The following is a 16401-nucleotide window of genomic DNA, read 5'->3' as shown; positions in this document are numbered from 1 at the left end:
TCAGCAGCCTGCGATCTGTTTAAGCGCGTCAATGACGCGGGTTGTGTCGTCATGGGTCATATCCGGAAAGAGCGGCAGGGAACAGATACGCGCGCTGTTCCACTCCGTGTTGGGAAGTTCGGTCGGGAAGTTTTCGCGGTAGTACTTCTGGGTATGCGCCGCACGAAAATGGAGGCCGGTGCCGATACCCTGCGCTTTTAGCCGCTCCATCAGTGCATCGCGGGAGAGGCCGCAGCGCTGCTCGTCGACGCGAATAATAAACAGATGCCAGGCGTGCTGATGCGGCCACGACGGCAGCGCCAGCGGCTGAAATGGCGTCGCTGCCAGTTCATTCAGATAGCGTTGGGCAATTTCCTGACGGCGGGCGTTGGCGGCCGGCAGTTTGTCGAGCTGTACCAGCGCAATAGCGGCGTTAATATCCGCGAGGTTGTATTTAAAGCCCGGCGAAATCACCTCGGCCTGCGGCGCGCGGCCGTGGGTCTGGCGGTCATAGGCATCGACGCCGAGACCATGAAACTTCAGGCTGCGAATGCGGTTTGCCAGCGCTTCGTCATCGGTTACCACCAGCCCGCCTTCAGCGCAGGTCATATTTTTGATGGCGTGGAAGGAGAAGATCGCGCAACCACGTGCGCCGACGTGGTGGCCTTTGTAGTAAGTGCCCGCCGCATGCGCGGCATCTTCAATCACTGGAATGCCGTACTTTTCACCGAGGGCGTGAATGGCGTCGATATCCACCGGCGCGCCCGCGTAGTGCACCGGCACAATCGCTTTGGTGCGCGGTGTGATCGCCGCTTCGATCGCCTCAGGCGTCACCATCAGCGTGTCGCGATCGACATCGATCATCACCGGCGTCGCGCCGAGCAGCACGATCATGTTGAGGGTAGAGACCCAGGTCATTGAGGGAGTAATCACTTCATCGCCCGCGCCGATACCCAGCGCCATTAACGTGACGTGCATCCCCGCTGTTGCAGAACTGACGGCAATAGCGTGCTGGTTGCCGGTCAGTGTGCAAAATGCCGCTTCAAGTGCCTGATTCTTCGGCCCGGTGGTGATCCAGCCCGACGCCAGCACCTGCTGAATGGCGGCGAGTTCATCCTCTCCCATCGATGGGCGTGAAAAGGGTAAAAATTCACTCATCATTTTTTCCTGGCATCAACGGCATATTAGAAACCTGCCACAGTGAAACATGTAATGGGAATAAAATGGCGCACAAAACTTAAATGAAAATAGAATGAACCTACGATTTCAGTGCTTTTTACCGAAAAAGTGATAATGGTGAGGGTAGCAACAAAAGATTAGGACAAGATTAAGAAATTAACCTTCAGATAAAAATATAAAAACCTTTAAAAACATAGCGATATATAATACAGCAGGTTTCTGATACTGTGATTACTGTCAAAAAAGTGCAATAAAAAACGCCCGTTCAAGCAGTGAACGAGCGTTATCTTAATTATTTAAACGGAATGACAACAAAGCAAAAATAGTCTTATTTTTCTGCAAACAATTATTTCATTAGCCACACCGTTAATAGCGACATAAATGTGAAACTATTCTGACAAGTTTCGCGGGAAATTAGCCGGTAATTCACTGGCCGGGCAGGCAATCACCTGCTCATTATTTTCGCCGCAGTCGCGCACAAAAGTGATGGTGGCAAACTCATCAATGACTTCCGTCGGGTAAGCCGGGCCTGCCTCGCGCAGGGATTCCATCAGCGCAATATGATCGTTCTGGAAGCAGACGGTTTTCTCCGGATTGTTGATGACCCAGCGCGGGAAGAAGATGGTGCCGTGGAACAGGCGATCGCCGAGATTGGCAATCAGGCTGACGTCGGTGCCGGTCGGCTCAGTCCAGGAAATTTTATAGATGCTCTCACCGACGCGAACGATATAGACCCGCTGATCTTTCACCCAACGGTTGGCCACGATCCCGCTGTGAATGCGGTAATCGATAGTGTTGGCATTTTTCACATACAGCTCGTAGTTCCAGCCATTATCGTAGGTGTAGACCAGATGTTTACCGACAAAGCCACTCAAATCATGTTTATCAAAGCTGCTCATATCTCATCTCCTCTTGTTGTTGAGGAGATCGTACCTCTGCAAAAAACCAATGAATAACGCTATATTTGCATCAAATTCATTCAAAAATTAGATGAGTTATGCATAAGAGCACGCTGGAACAATGGTCACTGCTGCAAAAAGTGGTCGAACTGGGCAGCTTTGCCAGAGCGGCGGAAGAGACGCACCGCAGCCAGTCTTCGGTCAGCTATAACCTGGCGCTGTTGCAGGAGCGTCTCGGCGTTGCGCTGCTGGTACCGGAGGGGCGACGAGCGGTGCTGACGCCTGCGGGCGAACTGCTGCTCAGCCAGGTGAAGCCGCTGCTGAAAGCGTTTGAGTGGGTAGAGACCCGCGCCGCCACGCTGCGAAATGGCATGCGCACCCGGCTGGATCTGGTGGTCGATAGCATCTTTCCGCGCGCGCGGCTGTTCGCCATCCTGCGCCAGTTCCAGCACTGCTATCCGCAAACCCAGGTGCGCCTGACTGAAGTGCTGGAGACTGCCCCGGACGATGCGCCGAGCTACGCGCAGGCCGATGTGATGGTGCTGACCCGCCGCCAGGATATGACCGGGCGCGGCGAGTGGCTGATGAATATCGATTTTGTTTGCGTGGCGCATCGCGATCACCCTCTTAGCGCGGCGCAGCAGGTGAGCGAAGCAATGCTTGCCGCCTGGCCGCAGATCCGTATCGCCGAAAGCGACGCCCGGCAGACGCCGGTTGCGCAGGAGGCGTGGACCTTTTCCACCATTGATGCCGCCATCGAAGCGGTGCAGTATCAGGTCGGTTACGGCTGGCTGCCGCAGGAGCGTATTGCCCCGCTGCTGGCGAGCGGGCAGTTGAAAGCGTTGCCGCTCAACCACGGCGCACGCCGCGCCACGCCGCTGCATCTGATCGTCAAAAAGGATCTCGCCCCGCTTGATGAGCAGGTAGAGATGCTGTTGCAGTTGTTTAAGGCACAATGAGCCATCATGCCGACAAACAGGCCCCGTACCCGTAGGCCGGATAAGGCGCAGCCGCCATCCGGCAATTCGCACTTCCACCCACTGAAAATTAATCCCGCCCAACCGCCCGCCATTTGATCCAGAACATCTCATTCGTATGATGAATAATTAAAATCGTCATACTTTCCCGCCAATGACGTTTCGTCAGGACGCTTACGTGTTTTTCTACCGTTATGCTGGCGCTCTGCTGCTGCTCTGCGCATCGTTTGCCCTTTTCGCGGCATCGGATACTCTCACCACCGCCTGGCCGGTGAATGTCGGCCCGCTCAACCCTCACCTCTACACCCCGAACCAGATGTTCGCGCAGAGCATGGTCTATGAACCGCTGGTGAAATACCAGGCCGACGGCACGGTGCGGCCGTGGCTGGCGACAGGCTGGCACCATTCGGACGATGGTAAAACCTGGGTCTTCACCCTGCGCGACGGCGTGACCTTCTCCAACGGTGAACCCTTTAACGCCGAAGCGGCAGCGGAGAACTTCCGCGCGGTGCTGGATAACCGCTCGCGCCACGCCTGGCTGGAGTTGGTGAACCAGATAAGCGAGGTGAAAGCGTTAAGCCCCAATCAGTTACAAATCACGCTCAAAAGTGCCTATTACCCCTTCTTGCAAGAGCTTGCCCTGCCCCGCCCGTTTCGCTTTATCGCCCCGTCGCAGTTTAAAAACCATGAAACCCTGAACGGCATTGTCGCCCCCATCGGCACCGGGCCGTGGGTCTTGCAGGAGTCACCCCTGAATCAATATGACGTGATGGTGCGCAACGAGCGCTACTGGGGCGCGAAACCGGCGCTGGCGAAAGTGGTGATTAAGGTGATCCCCGATGCCACCAGCCGCGCCGTGGCGTTTGAAACCGGCGAGATTGACCTGCTCTACGGCAACGAAGGGCTGCTGACGCTCGATACCTTCGCCCGCTATCGCCAGAACCCGCAGTGGCGCACCCAACTCTCTGCGCCAGTGGAAACGGTGATGCTGGCGCTCAACTCCGCCCGTGCGCCGACCAACGAGCTGGCAGTACGCGAAGCGCTGAACTACGCGGTGGATAAAAAAACCCTTATTAATGGCGCACTGTACGGTACGCAGCAGGTCGCCGATACACTTTTCGCTCCGGGCGTGCCCTACGCCAATATTGGCCTTAAAGCGCGCCAGTACGATCCCGCCCGTGCTAATGCACTGCTGGAAAAAGCGGGCTGGTTATTGCCCGCCGGGAAAACCATTCGCGAAAAAGCGGGCCAGCCGCTGCATATTGAGCTGGCCTTTACCGGCACCGACGCGCTGAGCAAATCGATGGCGGAAATCATTCAGGCCAATCTGCGCCAGGTGGGCGTGGATATCGCGCTGGTCGGTGAAGAGGAGAGCAGCATCTACGCCCGCCAGCGCGACGGCCGTTTCGGCATGATCTTCAACCGCAGCTGGGGCGCACCCTACGATCCCCACGCGTTTATCAGTTCGATGCGTGTACCCTCGCACGCCGATTACCAGGCCCAGCACGGGTTGCCCGACAAGCCGCTAATCGACAAAGAAATTGGCGAAGTACTTACCGCCCGCGATGAAGCCACTCGGCAGGCGCTCTACCGCGATATTCTCACCCGCTTGCATAACAATGCCGTCTATCTGCCCATCAGCTATGTGTCGACGATGGTGGTGGCGAAGCCGGAGCTTGGAGAGATCCCGTTCGCGCCCGTTGCCGCTGAGATCCCGTTTGATCAGATCAAACCGGGCAGCGCGCAATGAGCCGCTACGTGTTAAAGCGCCTGCTGATACTGATCCCGATGATCCTTGCCGCCTCGGTGGTCATTTTCCTGCTGCTGCGCCTCGGCACGGGCGACCCGGCGCTCGATTACCTGCGCTTGTCGAACCTGCCGCCGACGCCGGAGATGATTGCCGCCACGCGCGTGGCGCTCGGGCTGGATCAGCCGTTAGCCGATCAGTACGCCCACTGGTTATGGCGCGCGCTGCATCTTGATTTTGGCCTCTCCTATGCCACCCAGCGCCCGGTGCTGGAGGATGTGCTGCGCTTTCTGCCCGCCACCTTGCAGCTGGCGGGGGTGGCGCTGATGCTGATCCTGCTGACCTCGCTGCCGCTCGGTATCTGGGCGGCGCGACACCGTGATAAATGGCCCGATTTTGTTGTCCGCGCGGTGGCGTTTCTTGGCGTCTCAATGCCCAACTTCTGGCTCGCGTTTCTGCTGGTGATGCTCTTTTCCGTGCATCTGCACTGGCTGCCCGCGCTCGGTTACGGCGGCTGGCAGCACCTGATTCTGCCCGCCGTCTCCATCGCACTGATGTCGCTGGCTATCAATGCGCGTCTGCTGCGTGCCAGCCTGCTGGAAGCCGCCGGGCAGCGCCACGTCACCTGGGCGCGGTTGCGCGGGCTAAGCGAGAAGCAGACCGAGCGGCGGCATATTTTACGCAACGCGTCGCTGCCGGTGATCACCGCGCTGGGGATGCATATTGGCGAGCTGATTGGCGGCACGATGATTATTGAGAGCATCTTCGCCTGGCCTGGTATTGGCCGCTACGCTGTCTCGGCGATCTTCAACCGCGACTACCCGGTGATCCAGTGCTTTACGCTGGTGATGGTGATGGTTTTTGCCCTCTGCAACCTGGCAGTGGATCTGCTGAGCGCCGCGCTCGATCCGCGCGTGCGTCATCATGAAGGAGCGCGCTGATGCACTTTCTCCACACCGCGCGCTGGCCGGTGCGCCTCGCCCTGCTGATACTGGCGCTGCTGTTTATCATCGCCCTGAGCTGCCAGTGGTGGCTGCCCTTCGATCCGCAGGCTATCGACCTGCCTGCGCGGCTGCTGCCGCCCGATAGCCAGCACTGGCTCGGCACGGATCACCTCGGGCGCGATATCTTCTCCCGGCTGCTGGCCGCCACCCGCGTGTCGCTCGGGTCAGTGCTCTGCTGCCTGCTGCTGGTACTGGTCCTCGGGCTGGGCGCCGGTGGCTGCGCCGGGCTGCTTGGCGGGCGCGTTGACCAGTTCATCATGCGTATCGCCGATCTCTTTATGACCTTTCCCACCTCGATCCTGTCGTTTTTTATGGTGGGCGTGCTCGGCACCGGCCTGACCAATGTGATTATCGCCATCGCCCTCTCCCACTGGGCATGGTATGCGCGCATGGTGCGCAGCCTGGTGCTATCGCTGCGCAGCCGTGAATATGTGCTGGCAGCGCGGCTCAGCGGAGCGGGTTATCTGCATCTTTTTCGCGACCACCTCGCGGGCGCGATTGTGCCGTCGCTGCTGGTGCTGGCGACTTTGGATATCGGCCATATGATGCTGCATGTCGCCGGGATGTCCTTTCTCGGCCTCGGGGTCAGCGCGCCGACGCCGGAGTGGGGCGTGATGATCAATGACGCGCGGCAGTTTATCTGGACGCAGCCGCTGCAAATGCTGTGGCCGGGGCTGGCGCTGTTTCTGAGCGTCATGGCCTTCAACCTGGTGGGCGACGCGCTGCGCGACCATCTCGATCCGCATCTGGTCACGGAGCATGCCCACTGATGCCCACACAATTGAGTTTGCAAAACCTCTCTCTTTCGGCAGCACAACCGCTGGTTGACGATCTCTCTCTTACCCTACGGCGCGGCCAGGCGCTGGCGCTGGTCGGTGCCAGCGGCAGCGGTAAATCCCTCACCTGCGCGGCAGCGCTTGGCGTGCTGCCCGCAGGCGTTCGACAAACGGCGGGCGCGGTGCTGATCGACGGCCAGCCGGTTTCCCCCCAGGCGCTGCGCGGCGTGACGGTGGCAACGGTGATGCAAAACCCACGCAGCGCCTTTAACCCGCTGCGAACCATGGCTGACCACGCGCGGGAGAGCTGCCTGGCGCTGGGCAAACCGTTCAGTGAAGCGCACGCTATCGCCGCGCTGGAGCAGGTCGGCCTGCGCGATGCGCGCCGGGTTCTCGCCCTTCACGCCTTTGAGATGAGCGGCGGCATGCTGCAACGGGTGATGATTGCGCTGGCGCTGCTGGCCGATGCGCCCTTTCTTATCGCCGATGAGCCGACCACCGATCTCGACGCCATCGCCCAGGCCAATATCCTCGACCTGCTCGATTCCCTGATGCAGCAGCGCCAGCCGGGCATGCTGCTGGTGACGCACGATATGGGCGTGGTGGCGCGCCTCGCTGACGAGGTAGCGGTGATGGATAACGGGCGCATCATCGAGCGCGGCGCGGTCGGGGCTATTTTTCACGCGCCGCAGCACCCGCTGACCCGCCAGTTAGTGAGCGCGCACCTGGCGCTCTACGGCATGGAGCTTGCGCAATGACGATTCTTACCGTTAACCAACTCTCGCACGCTTACCGCCACCAACAGGTGCTGAGCAATATCTCCCTGACCCTGAAGCAGGGTGAAACCGTCGCCCTGCTCGGGCGTAGCGGCTGCGGCAAGAGCACGCTGGCGCGTCTGCTGGTCGGGCTGGAAGCGCCAGAGCAAGGCCACGTCTGCTGGCGTGGAACGCCACTTTCGACGCTTGATCGTGCCGCGCGCCGCGATTTTCGCCGCGATGTGCAGATGGTGTTTCAGGATCCGATTAGCGCGGTTAACCCGCGCATGACAGTGCGCGACATCGTGCGTGAACCGCTGCGCCACCTGGCAAAGCTCAGCAAAGCGCAGCAGCTCCAGCGCATCACGCAGTTGCTGGCAGATGTCGAGCTGGAGCCAGATCTACTGGAGAAGCGCCCTATGCAGCTGAGCGGCGGGCAGTTGCAACGTGTCTGCCTCGCCCGGGCGCTGGCGGTCGCGCCGGGGTTGCTGATTCTGGATGAAGCGGTCTCCAGCCTCGATCGCGTGGTGCAAAGCGGCATCATCGCCCTGCTGCAACGCCTGCAACAGCGCTCCGGCGCGGCGTGCCTGTTTATCACCCACGATCTGCGCCTGGTGGAGCGCTTCTGCCAGCGGGTGCTGGTGATGGAGGCCGGGCAGATAGTCGAAAACGTCACCGTCAGTGCGCCGCTGCGCTTTAGCTCCCTTGCGGGCCGGGCGCTACAACAGGCGGTGTTACCCGCCCTCCCTTCACTCCGCCCGAGGAACCCGCTATGCAACGCGTTACCCTAACGCTCGATGACGATCTGCTCGCCGCCCTGGACGCGCTGAGCCAGCGGCGCGGCTACCACAACCGCTCAGAAGCCGCGCGCGATCTGCTGCGCGGCGCGCTGGCGCAGGAGGCTCCAGCCGATCAGGATAAACCGGGCTTCGGTGTGCTGACCTACGTGTATGAACATGAGAAGCGCGAACTGGCAAGCCGCCTGATCGCCACCCAGCATCACCACCACGATCTCTCAGTGGCTACGCTGCACGTGCACATCAGCCATGACGACTGCCTTGAGATCGCCGTACTAAAAGGCAAACGCGGCGAGATTGAGCGCTTCGCCGATGAGGTGATCGCCCAGCGCGGCGTGCGCCACGGTCATTTACAGTCTCTGGCGCAGGAACCCCATAGTCACAGCTGATGCTTTTTCGCCCGCACCGCGCCACATGTGCCAGGCTTATTTATTTGCCAAATCCACGTGACAAGGAGCGAATGATGAAGATTGATCTGAGCGGAAAAGTAGCGCTGGTTACCGCCTCGACGGGCGGGATTGGTTTCGCGATTGCGACCGGGCTGGCGCAGAGCGGCGCAGAGGTGATCCTCAACGGGCGCAGCGACGAGTCGGTCAACAAGGCCAAAGCGGCGTTAACCCAGCAAGTGAGCGGCGCTCGCGTGCGTACCGCCGTTGCCGATCTTGGCTCGGCGGAAGGCGTGGCTTCCCTGCTTAAAGCCGCCTCTGACGTTGATATCCTGGTTAATAACGCCGGTATTTATGGCCCGCAAGATTTCTACGCCACCGATGACGAGACCTGGGAGAATTACTGGCAGACCAACGTGATGTCCGGCGTGCGGCTGGCACGCGCGCTACTGCCCGCGATGGTCGATAAAGGCTGGGGCCGCGTGGTGTTTATCTCCTCCGAGTCCGCCCTGAATATTCCGGCCGATATGATCCACTACGGCGTGACCAAAACGGCACAGCTGTCGCTGGCGCGCGGGCTGGCGAAGTTTGTTGCCGGTAGCGGCGTCACGGTTAACAGCGTATTACCGGGGCCGACGATGTCCGACGGTTTCGCCGGCATGATGCAGGAAGAGATGGAGAGAACCGGTAAGTCTCTGGAGACGCTGGCGAAAGAGTTTGTGATGGCGAATCGCCCCTCATCCGTTATCCAGCGCGCCGCCACCGTTGAAGAGGTGGCGAATATGGTGGTTTATGTCTGCTCAACGCAGGCGTCGGCAACCTCCGGCGCGGCACTGCGCGTCGATGGCGGCGTGGTGGACGATATCGTTTAAACGAGCCAGGAGGTTGTATGCGACGTTTTCCCCGCCGCGCGCTACTGCTCGCGTTGCTCTTCACCGGTGCGGCGCAGTCCGCAGAATATGGTGGTCAGCTTGAAGGTTTCACCTACCCGTGGCCGCTGATGCACTTTGAGTTTCAGTCCCAGCGCCAGCCTTTAAGCATGGGGTATATGGATATCTCCGCCGATAAACCGAACGGCGAAACCGTGGTATTGCTGCACGGCAAAAACTTTTGCGCCGCCACCTGGGAGAGCACCATTACCGCGCTGCATGAGGCCGGTTACCGGGTGATTGCCCCCGACCAGATTGGCTTCTGCACCTCCACTAAACCGGCCAATTACCAGTACAGCTTCCAGCAACTGGCGGAGAATACCCATCAGCTGCTGGCGAAGCTGGGAGTGAAAAAAGCGGTGATTATCGGCCACTCTACCGGCGGCATGCTGGCGACGCGCTATGCGCTGATGTACCCGCAAGAGACGAAAAAGCTGGTGATGGTTAACCCGATTGGCCTTGAGGACTGGAAGGCGAAGGGCGTGCCCTATCGCAGCGTGGACGCGTGGTATCAGCGCGAGCTGAAAACCACCGCGCAGAGCATTAAAGCCTACGAGCAGAAGACCTATTACATGGGTGAATGGAAGCCGGAATACAATAAATGGGTTGAGATGCTGGCGGGGTTAAACAACGGGCCGGGCAAGACGCGCGTGGCGTGGAACTCGGCGCTGATCTACGACATGATCTACACCCAGCCGGTGTTCTATGAGTTCAAGGATTTACGCGTGCCCACTACGCTGTTTATCGGCACCGGCGATACAACCGCGCCCGGCAGCGATGATGCGCCGCCGGAGGTGAAAAAGGCAGTCGGCAACTACAAGGTCTTGGGCAAAGAGGCCGCGGAACTGATCCCCAATGCCCGGCTGGTGGAGTTTGATGGCTTAGGCCATGCGCCGCAGATGCAGGACCCGGCGACGTTTCACCGGGCGCTGCTCGACGATCTGGCAAAGTGACGCATTAAAGAGAAAGGCCCGCTCCAGGCGGGCCTTTGCATTACACCTGACGCGCGGTGAAGAAGGCCAGCGTCTCTTCCAGAGATTTCGCCTGCTCCTCCAGCGACATGGCCGCGGCGGAGATCTGCTGCACCAGCGAGGCATTCTGCTGGGTGGCGCTATCCATCTGGTTTACCGCCACGCTGACCTGGTTGATGCCCTTGGTCTGCTCATCCAGCGCCTGCACGATTTCGTTGATCACCAGGTGAACATTGGTCACCGCCTCGATGATCTGCTTCATCATCGCGCCGGTTTCATTCACCAGCGCTACGCCTTTGCTGACGCGCCCGGTCGACTCATCAATCAGCGTTGAGATCTCTTTCGCCGCATTGGCGCTGCGCTGCGCCAGGCTGCGCACTTCACCCGCAACCACCGCAAAGCCACGACCCTGCTCACCGGCGCGCGCCGCTTCCACGGCGGCGTTCAGCGCGAGGATATTGGTCTGGAAAGCGATACCGTCGATGATGCTGTTGATATCGCCGATCTTCTGCGCGCTTTCGTCGATTTTATTGATGACATCGACCACTTCGTCGACCAGCGCTTCGCCCTGCCCGGCAATGTCCGTCGCCTGCTCGGTAAGACGCGTCGCTTTGTGGGCGTTGTCGGCGTTATTTTTCACCGTGACGGCAATCTGCTCCATGCTCGCCGCGGTTTGCACAATCGCCGCCGCCTGCTCTTCGGTGCGTGAAGCGAGATCGAGGTTACCGGCGGCAATTTCGCTACTGCCCGCACGCACCGAGTTACTGGCATCGGTAATGGTGCTGACAATGCGGTGCAACTGCCCCTGCATGGCGTGCAGCGCGTAGAAGATGCTGCTACTGTCGCCCCTCTGCACGGGGATGATGCTGCTGAGATCGCCCTGTGCAACCGAGAGAGCGATCTCCGCCGCTTCGGATGGCTCACCGCCCACCGGGCGCGCGACTTTGCGGGTAAAGACCAGCGCCACCACCAGGCTGACGATAATAATGCTCAGCACCATCATCACAATCGCGTTCATCAGGAAGTGCCAGGCTTCCGCCATCACCACGCTGACCGGGGTGATAATCGCCAGCTTCCACGGCGTGCCGCTGTTACCGACCGCAATGGTGCGCCAGGTGATGAATGCTGGTTCGCCGAGCTGCGGATCGTTAAAACGCACCACCTCGCTGCCCGTAATGCTGCCCTTGTAGGGCTTGCCGATGGCCGCTTTATCCGTGCTGGAGACGACGTTATTCTCCGCCGACAGCAGCACGGCATAGCCGACGCCGTCCCACGGTTTAATGGCACTAATCCGTTTTTGCAACGTCGCCAGTGAGAAGTCGGACGTGACCGAACCCTGGAATTTACCGTTGCGCATAATCGGCGCGGCGATGGAGGTAAGCATCACATCGACCCCGTTGTAGGGGTAGATATAGGGCTCGATGATCACCTCTTTTTGGCGCTGGCGCGGCAACACATAATAGTTGCCACTGCCCGGCGTTTCGTAATCGAGCAGGTTGTGCAGAGACGGGTTGCCTGCCGAATCACGATCAACATAACGGGCGTAGCGCCCGGCAGGATCCTGCTCCGGTTTGCCGGCAAATTCGGCATCTTTGCCGTCGAAAGCGTTGGGTTCAAACGCCAGCGACATTGAGAGGAAATCGCTGTGCGCATGCAGGTAGTCACGCAGGAGCTGATCCAGGCCTTTGCGATCCGCAAGGCCCGCTTCACGCAGTGACCAGGCGCTGTTACCGACATCGCGCGCAGCAACCAGCGCGGAATCAAGCTGCTGGCTCACTTGCAGGGTTTCGGTTTGAGCGATCTGTTGCAGATGTTTCTTCGCCAACGCCTCCTGTTGCGCCATCGCTTGCCATATCAGCAGGCCAATGGTCACAAGAAAACCGGCGGTTATCGTGACAAAGATGGATATCAACATCAGCGTCCTGGCTTTGAGCTTTTTCCCGGTGTTTCTTTTGACTGACATAACTTCTCCGATATGGCGTGGCGCGGGGCGCATGACGGATATATCGGAAGAATGTGCGCAAAAGTTATACCGGCTTTAAATTAAATTTTTGTGTGATGCGCGGGCGGGCAGTACTGGAAAGGGCTTTGTGAGGAAAATCAAAGGCAAAATGCTCAGGCGAGCAGCTGGTCGATACTCTCAGCGGCAGTGCGGCGAGAAAGCGCGTGTAACGTTCGGGGAAAGTCAGATGATGGAGGCTTTGAACGCGAGGCTGTTATTCATTTTTTTTTACGTCCTATACGTGAAGCTTGTGGTGCCCAGGAAGAGTGGTCGCTGACGACAATCTCAAAAATTTGCAGATCGCCGGGGATGTGCTGGAGATGATCGGCAATTTCGTCATAAGGCGAAGGGAGAGAAAAAGCGAGCCCGTAATCACCATCAACAATCAGGGCGCCGTTAATCAGCAGGACGCTTTTGCTAAGAAGCGTAAGCCGCTCCATGGTGATACCGGAATAGAGCCTGTTCTGATATCTCCCGTGATAGTTCTGGTTACAGACGACGGAGACGATGATGTCGTTCGCATCGGTAAAGATCGATACCGTGTGGTCATCAAGAAAATAGCCGTGCATATCGCCGCCCAATGGCGATGAAGAGGGGTACTCTTTCGTCTCGACAGTAAAGCGGGTAAGCATCTCCTCAAGGTAAATATCCACGGAATGCCCGAGACAGATATTGGCAAGCGAGGTGAAGCTAATAATATCGGCGTTAAAATCAATCATGGTTTAACAGGTCGAGGGCTTTCGGGAAAACTAGCGTGGCGAGGTGTGGTTGTCAATTTGGTCTGCCAGAAGAGATAAGTAAGGTCTTAAGAAGCGCGACTTGTTGCGGATAGCGCGCCTTCACGCCTTAAAGATCAACCAATCCAATAAGCTTACTCTGCTTTAGCGCCGAACTCAGTTTAAGTGTTTTTGGGCATATTGACGGATTAATTCATTATCAGCGCTGGCTGATGATTCCATTTTCTCAATAGCATTTTGGTCCTGTATTTTCTCCAGCGCCCGTATACATTTATTTGCCAGTATGAAATCCTCATCGTAATCCCTGTAGTCAAGATTCATCTTTAAATATCAGCGCATTAGTTTTGAGATTGTTATCATTTATATATTTACTTTCCCACTCATCGTAGCTATCAGGCGCAGCATAACTAAACCCTTTTTCAAAATATCGATCAACATGCGAAATAACCATAGCCCAATAATATTCTTCCTCGTGCCCCAGCAAGCAAGCTTCCAGATAATTTTGGGGTGGCGCGGTTAGCATAGGTGCGTTATTAATTATAGATTCGGCCTCGTCTTCTGATTTGTTACCATAAGCGATCATTATGCCTTTGACAAGGCTAACAAAAGTATAGAAATTAACTATAACGGACTCACCTGGGTTATCGTCATTTATAAAAATAAAACCATCTTTAAGAGTGCTCTTTTTAATGACCACGATAAAAATCCAATATAGTATTACTATTCATAAAAAAGCAGCGCCGATAAATAACTCTAACAAAACTCCAATTTATCAATACTCTACTCCGAACGCGGCTTCCAATAACGAATATTTTCTAATTCTCTTTCAATATCATCCATCTCATCATCGCCTGGCTTAAGGTTAAATTTCTCGCTAATCACTCTTCTTATATTTGCTAATTTTTTAGTAATCTCATTTTCATCTATAAATCTTGTGGTTTCTTCACAATAGGAAGGTCTATTCTCAGATGTAATCTTACCATCGACGTTATCGTAATAATGCCTGGCGATATCTCGCAATGAAATAAGAATATATTCAACATCTGTTAATATTTTAATGGCCTCATCTCCTGACAAAGAGATCTCTTCATTTTCTTTTAATAATTTCAATTTACTGCCTCCTGGATGTTATTGATAAATTCAGGACAAACTAAACATCAAGAGCAATACTCTGATGATTTTAGGGCATAACTGGGGAGATAAGAAAGACAGAGCTATGTTTAAGCCACACCTAAATTATGCTATTTTTTGTATAACTCATTAAAGGGGATTTCTACGTATTCCTCTGGATTGTTTATCAAACAACTCTCCCCCGGAAAGAGACATTCCCAAACGGTTATATAAAGCTGTTTCATACTCATGTTGTTAGGCGGGTCAAAAAGCGGAATGGCAGACTCATAAAGACGCGAAAGCATTTTTTCATCATAGAAATTAATCGCATATGCAAGACTATTTTTGCATCTGCCTTTTATAAAACAAGGGAAGTTATCATAAAACGGATTTATTAACTCCCGGAGGGCTAATGATAAGCTTTTTTCATTGGATAAGTTTAAACCAACAAGGGAAGCATCCATATTTGGATCTTCAGAAAGTGCCTGCCAAATCATCGAGATATAGCTATTGTTGATTTTTTCCATATTTATTCTGCGATTTTGGCTGTGTGATATCAGAAAGTTTCCGCATGCTCACCGTGGCTGTCGACCCGCGCCAGCGGTTCATAGCTGTTTTCGGTGTGGATATACTGCACCGCGGCGTCCGGGTGAATATCGCTGGTTTTGCCCAATTTCTGCAGGCCGGACAAGACGTACTCATTCAATTAAAAAAACCACTCAATTTATCGAAGTTTACCATGAACTGAGTTCATCAACTGAATTCGCTTCAAAAATCTGAACCCCATTTACTTCGCAATAGGAACGTGCCTTTTCCCATATATCACTTTCAAAAAAAATGAAAGTTTGCCCTGCCATTGGAGTTAAAAAGCAACTAAAGAAAAAAGAATATTTTCTTTGTATAAAAGAAGTTAGAACCGCCTCGCAAACTTTATTATCTTCATATAGACCAACAATAGCTGGAGCTTTAATAGAGAAATCAGCGCCCTGCCCTTTATTAACTAAGAGTCTTTTTTTAAGGGATGCTTTTTTATATTCCTTTAACTCACTATTAATTTCCTTTGCAGTTTCGCCATAAAAATAAATACCAGATTTGCCAAAATTTGAAGTTTGCTTAAGTTCCAAATTATCTTTGTCATAGAAGAAGGGTTCAGGAAAAAGAATTCTCAGTAAGCCCTCTGATGAAGAAGTGCTAAAGCCATAAGGCCCATAGTTATCTTCATTTAAACCAAATTGATAACAAATACAATATGCGCAAGAGGGTATCTTGCCCGCGAGCTTATTAACATCAGCTATCCAGTTTGAAACAGGAAATTTCATCAACCTTTCTAATTTTTTATTTACCATGTAAAAACAACCTCATTACCTTTAGGATCTGTTGCATGTATATGTCCGCTGGAATGATGCTCCGGGACCCCAGGTTTTCCTGCATCAGGATGACCATCCGGATGTTCAAACCAGTAATTCTTTCCGTTAGGATTGCGCCGCCCCAAAGATTGAGCTTTATCCTTCTTCATAACATTCCACTTAGTCCCTCGGCTGGTTGAGTTCAAATCATCCATAGCAATATTTTCCCCCCCACGACTGATTCTGGGAACCTGAGCATGCTGCCGAGCTTTTCTTAACGCGTCAGTCCTACTTTTTGCCTTGATTACAGTACAGCTCAACCCAAGGACATCAACATAAACTAACGGGTCAACCACATAGGTATAGGTGTTAAGCCCGCCCGCCAGACCAATCGGGTCCATCTGCGTATAGCACCCGCCAGCCGGGTCGTAATAGCGGAAGGTGTTGTAGTGCAGGCCCGTTTCACGGTCCAGGTACTGGCCCTGGAAGCGCAGGTTCTGCGGGGTGTCCCAGGTTACCGGTGTGCTTTCACGCAGGCTGCGGCCCCAGGCGGTGGAAGCCCCACGCCAGACGGTGTCGCCGCTGCTGTCGGTCACGCTGTCCGGCAGGCCGTTCAGTTCCGTGTGGTACCAGAATATGTCCGCGTGCTCACCGTGGCTGTCGACGCGCGCCAGCGGTTCATAGCTGTTTTCGGTATAGATATACTGCACCGCCGCGTCCGGGTGACTGTCGCTGGTTTCGCCCACCATCTGCAGGCCGGACCAGGCGTACTGCGTGCGTTCCGGTTTCCGGGCATGGCGTCGCCAC

19 protein-coding genes are annotated in these 16401 nt (G+C 55.6%); 9 read left to right on the top strand and 10 right to left on the bottom strand.

What is annotated here, in order from left to right; translation table 11 throughout:
• Window positions 1-1137, bottom strand: coding sequence for a UDP-4-amino-4-deoxy-L-arabinose aminotransferase (arnB, locus tag EH164_RS01270; RefSeq protein ID WP_124971208.1), 1137 nt, complete (start codon window positions 1135-1137; stop codon window positions 1-3).
• A 410-nt stretch (window positions 1138-1547) separates the two neighbouring features.
• Entirely contained in the window at window positions 1548-2057 is a 510-nt protein-coding gene (locus EH164_RS01265; RefSeq protein WP_023482074.1) for a phenolic acid decarboxylase, read from the bottom strand.
• Between the two features lie 98 nt (window positions 2058-2155).
• Here EH164_RS01265 and EH164_RS01260 point away from each other — a divergent pair, with 98 nt between their 5' ends.
• The 9 genes from EH164_RS01260 to EH164_RS01220 all read left to right on the top strand — a co-directional run bounded on the left by EH164_RS01260 (window position 2156) and on the right by EH164_RS01220 (window position 10381).
• Complete coding sequence (locus EH164_RS01260; RefSeq protein ID WP_124967090.1) at window positions 2156-3016, top strand: LysR family transcriptional regulator; 861 nt, start codon at window positions 2156-2158, stop codon at window positions 3014-3016.
• Between the two features lie 196 nt (window positions 3017-3212).
• A complete protein-coding gene (nikA, locus tag EH164_RS01255; protein ID WP_241174995.1) occupies window positions 3213-4784 on the top strand; it encodes a nickel ABC transporter substrate-binding protein in 1572 nt (523 codons plus the stop codon).
• Window positions 4781-5722, top strand: coding sequence for a nickel ABC transporter permease subunit NikB (gene nikB, locus EH164_RS01250; protein WP_124967088.1), 942 nt, complete (start codon window positions 4781-4783; stop codon window positions 5720-5722). The genes nikA and nikB overlap by 4 nt, the downstream gene beginning before the upstream one ends.
• Window positions 5722-6555 carry a nickel ABC transporter permease subunit NikC gene (gene nikC, locus EH164_RS01245; protein ID WP_124967087.1) on the top strand — a complete coding sequence of 278 codons (834 nt, stop codon included), beginning with the start codon at window positions 5722-5724 and terminating at the stop codon, window positions 6553-6555. Before nikB ends, nikC begins: the two co-directional genes overlap by 1 nt.
• Window positions 6555-7319, top strand: a complete 765-nt coding sequence (gene nikD / locus EH164_RS01240; protein WP_124967086.1) for a nickel import ATP-binding protein NikD — start codon at window positions 6555-6557, stop codon at window positions 7317-7319. Before nikC ends, nikD begins: the two co-directional genes overlap by 1 nt.
• Window positions 7316-8107: a nickel import ATP-binding protein NikE gene (nikE, locus tag EH164_RS01235; protein WP_124967085.1), complete on the top strand. Its 792-nt coding sequence runs from the start codon at window positions 7316-7318 to the stop codon at window positions 8105-8107. The genes nikD and nikE overlap by 4 nt, the downstream gene beginning before the upstream one ends.
• A complete protein-coding gene (nikR, locus tag EH164_RS01230; protein WP_124967084.1) occupies window positions 8089-8502 on the top strand; it encodes a nickel-responsive transcriptional regulator NikR in 414 nt (137 codons plus the stop codon). The genes nikE and nikR overlap by 19 nt, the downstream gene beginning before the upstream one ends.
• A gap of 74 nt (window positions 8503-8576) precedes the next feature.
• Window positions 8577-9371, top strand: coding sequence for an SDR family NAD(P)-dependent oxidoreductase (locus EH164_RS01225; RefSeq protein WP_124971205.1), 795 nt, complete (start codon window positions 8577-8579; stop codon window positions 9369-9371).
• Window positions 9372-9388: 17 nt separating this feature from the next.
• Complete coding sequence (locus EH164_RS01220; RefSeq protein ID WP_124967083.1) at window positions 9389-10381, top strand: alpha/beta fold hydrolase; 993 nt, start codon at window positions 9389-9391, stop codon at window positions 10379-10381.
• Window positions 10382-10421: 40 nt separating this feature from the next.
• Here EH164_RS01220 and EH164_RS01215 read toward each other — a convergent pair whose 3' ends face one another.
• The 8 genes from EH164_RS01215 to EH164_RS22870 all read right to left on the bottom strand — a co-directional run bounded on the left by EH164_RS01215 (window position 10422) and on the right by EH164_RS22870 (window position 16343).
• Window positions 10422-12314, bottom strand: a complete 1893-nt coding sequence (locus tag EH164_RS01215) for a methyl-accepting chemotaxis protein (RefSeq protein WP_370276876.1) — start codon at window positions 12312-12314, stop codon at window positions 10422-10424.
• Window positions 12315-12619: 305 nt separating this feature from the next.
• Window positions 12620-13120 (bottom strand): hypothetical protein, encoded by a 501-nt coding sequence (locus EH164_RS01210; RefSeq protein WP_124967081.1) that lies wholly within the window; start codon window positions 13118-13120, stop codon window positions 12620-12622.
• Between the two features lie 328 nt (window positions 13121-13448).
• Window positions 13449-13835 (bottom strand): hypothetical protein, encoded by a 387-nt coding sequence (locus tag EH164_RS01205; RefSeq protein ID WP_124967080.1) that lies wholly within the window; start codon window positions 13833-13835, stop codon window positions 13449-13451.
• An 83-nt stretch (window positions 13836-13918) separates the two neighbouring features.
• Window positions 13919-14248, bottom strand: a complete 330-nt coding sequence (locus tag EH164_RS01200) for a hypothetical protein (RefSeq protein WP_124967079.1) — start codon at window positions 14246-14248, stop codon at window positions 13919-13921.
• A gap of 131 nt (window positions 14249-14379) precedes the next feature.
• Window positions 14380-14775: a hypothetical protein gene (locus EH164_RS01195; RefSeq protein WP_124967078.1), complete on the bottom strand. Its 396-nt coding sequence runs from the start codon at window positions 14773-14775 to the stop codon at window positions 14380-14382.
• Between the two features lie 29 nt (window positions 14776-14804).
• A complete protein-coding gene (locus tag EH164_RS22840; RefSeq protein ID WP_255411424.1) occupies window positions 14805-14939 on the bottom strand; it encodes a hypothetical protein in 135 nt (44 codons plus the stop codon).
• Between the two features lie 43 nt (window positions 14940-14982).
• A complete protein-coding gene (locus EH164_RS01190) occupies window positions 14983-15594 on the bottom strand; it encodes a hypothetical protein (RefSeq protein WP_124967077.1) in 612 nt (203 codons plus the stop codon).
• On the bottom strand, window positions 15588-16343 hold the full coding sequence (locus EH164_RS22870) for an RHS repeat-associated core domain-containing protein (protein ID WP_370276874.1): 756 nt from the start codon (window positions 16341-16343) through the stop codon (window positions 15588-15590). Before EH164_RS22870 ends, EH164_RS01190 begins: the two co-directional genes overlap by 7 nt.
• Between the last annotated feature and the right edge of the window lie 58 nt (window positions 16344-16401).

Origin of the sequence: Kosakonia sp. CCTCC M2018092, assembly GCF_003864115.1 — a bacterium.
In the GTDB taxonomy this organism is placed as follows: domain Bacteria; phylum Pseudomonadota; class Gammaproteobacteria; order Enterobacterales; family Enterobacteriaceae; genus Kosakonia; species Kosakonia cowanii.
This window is presented reverse-complemented; position numbering and strand designations above follow the sequence as displayed.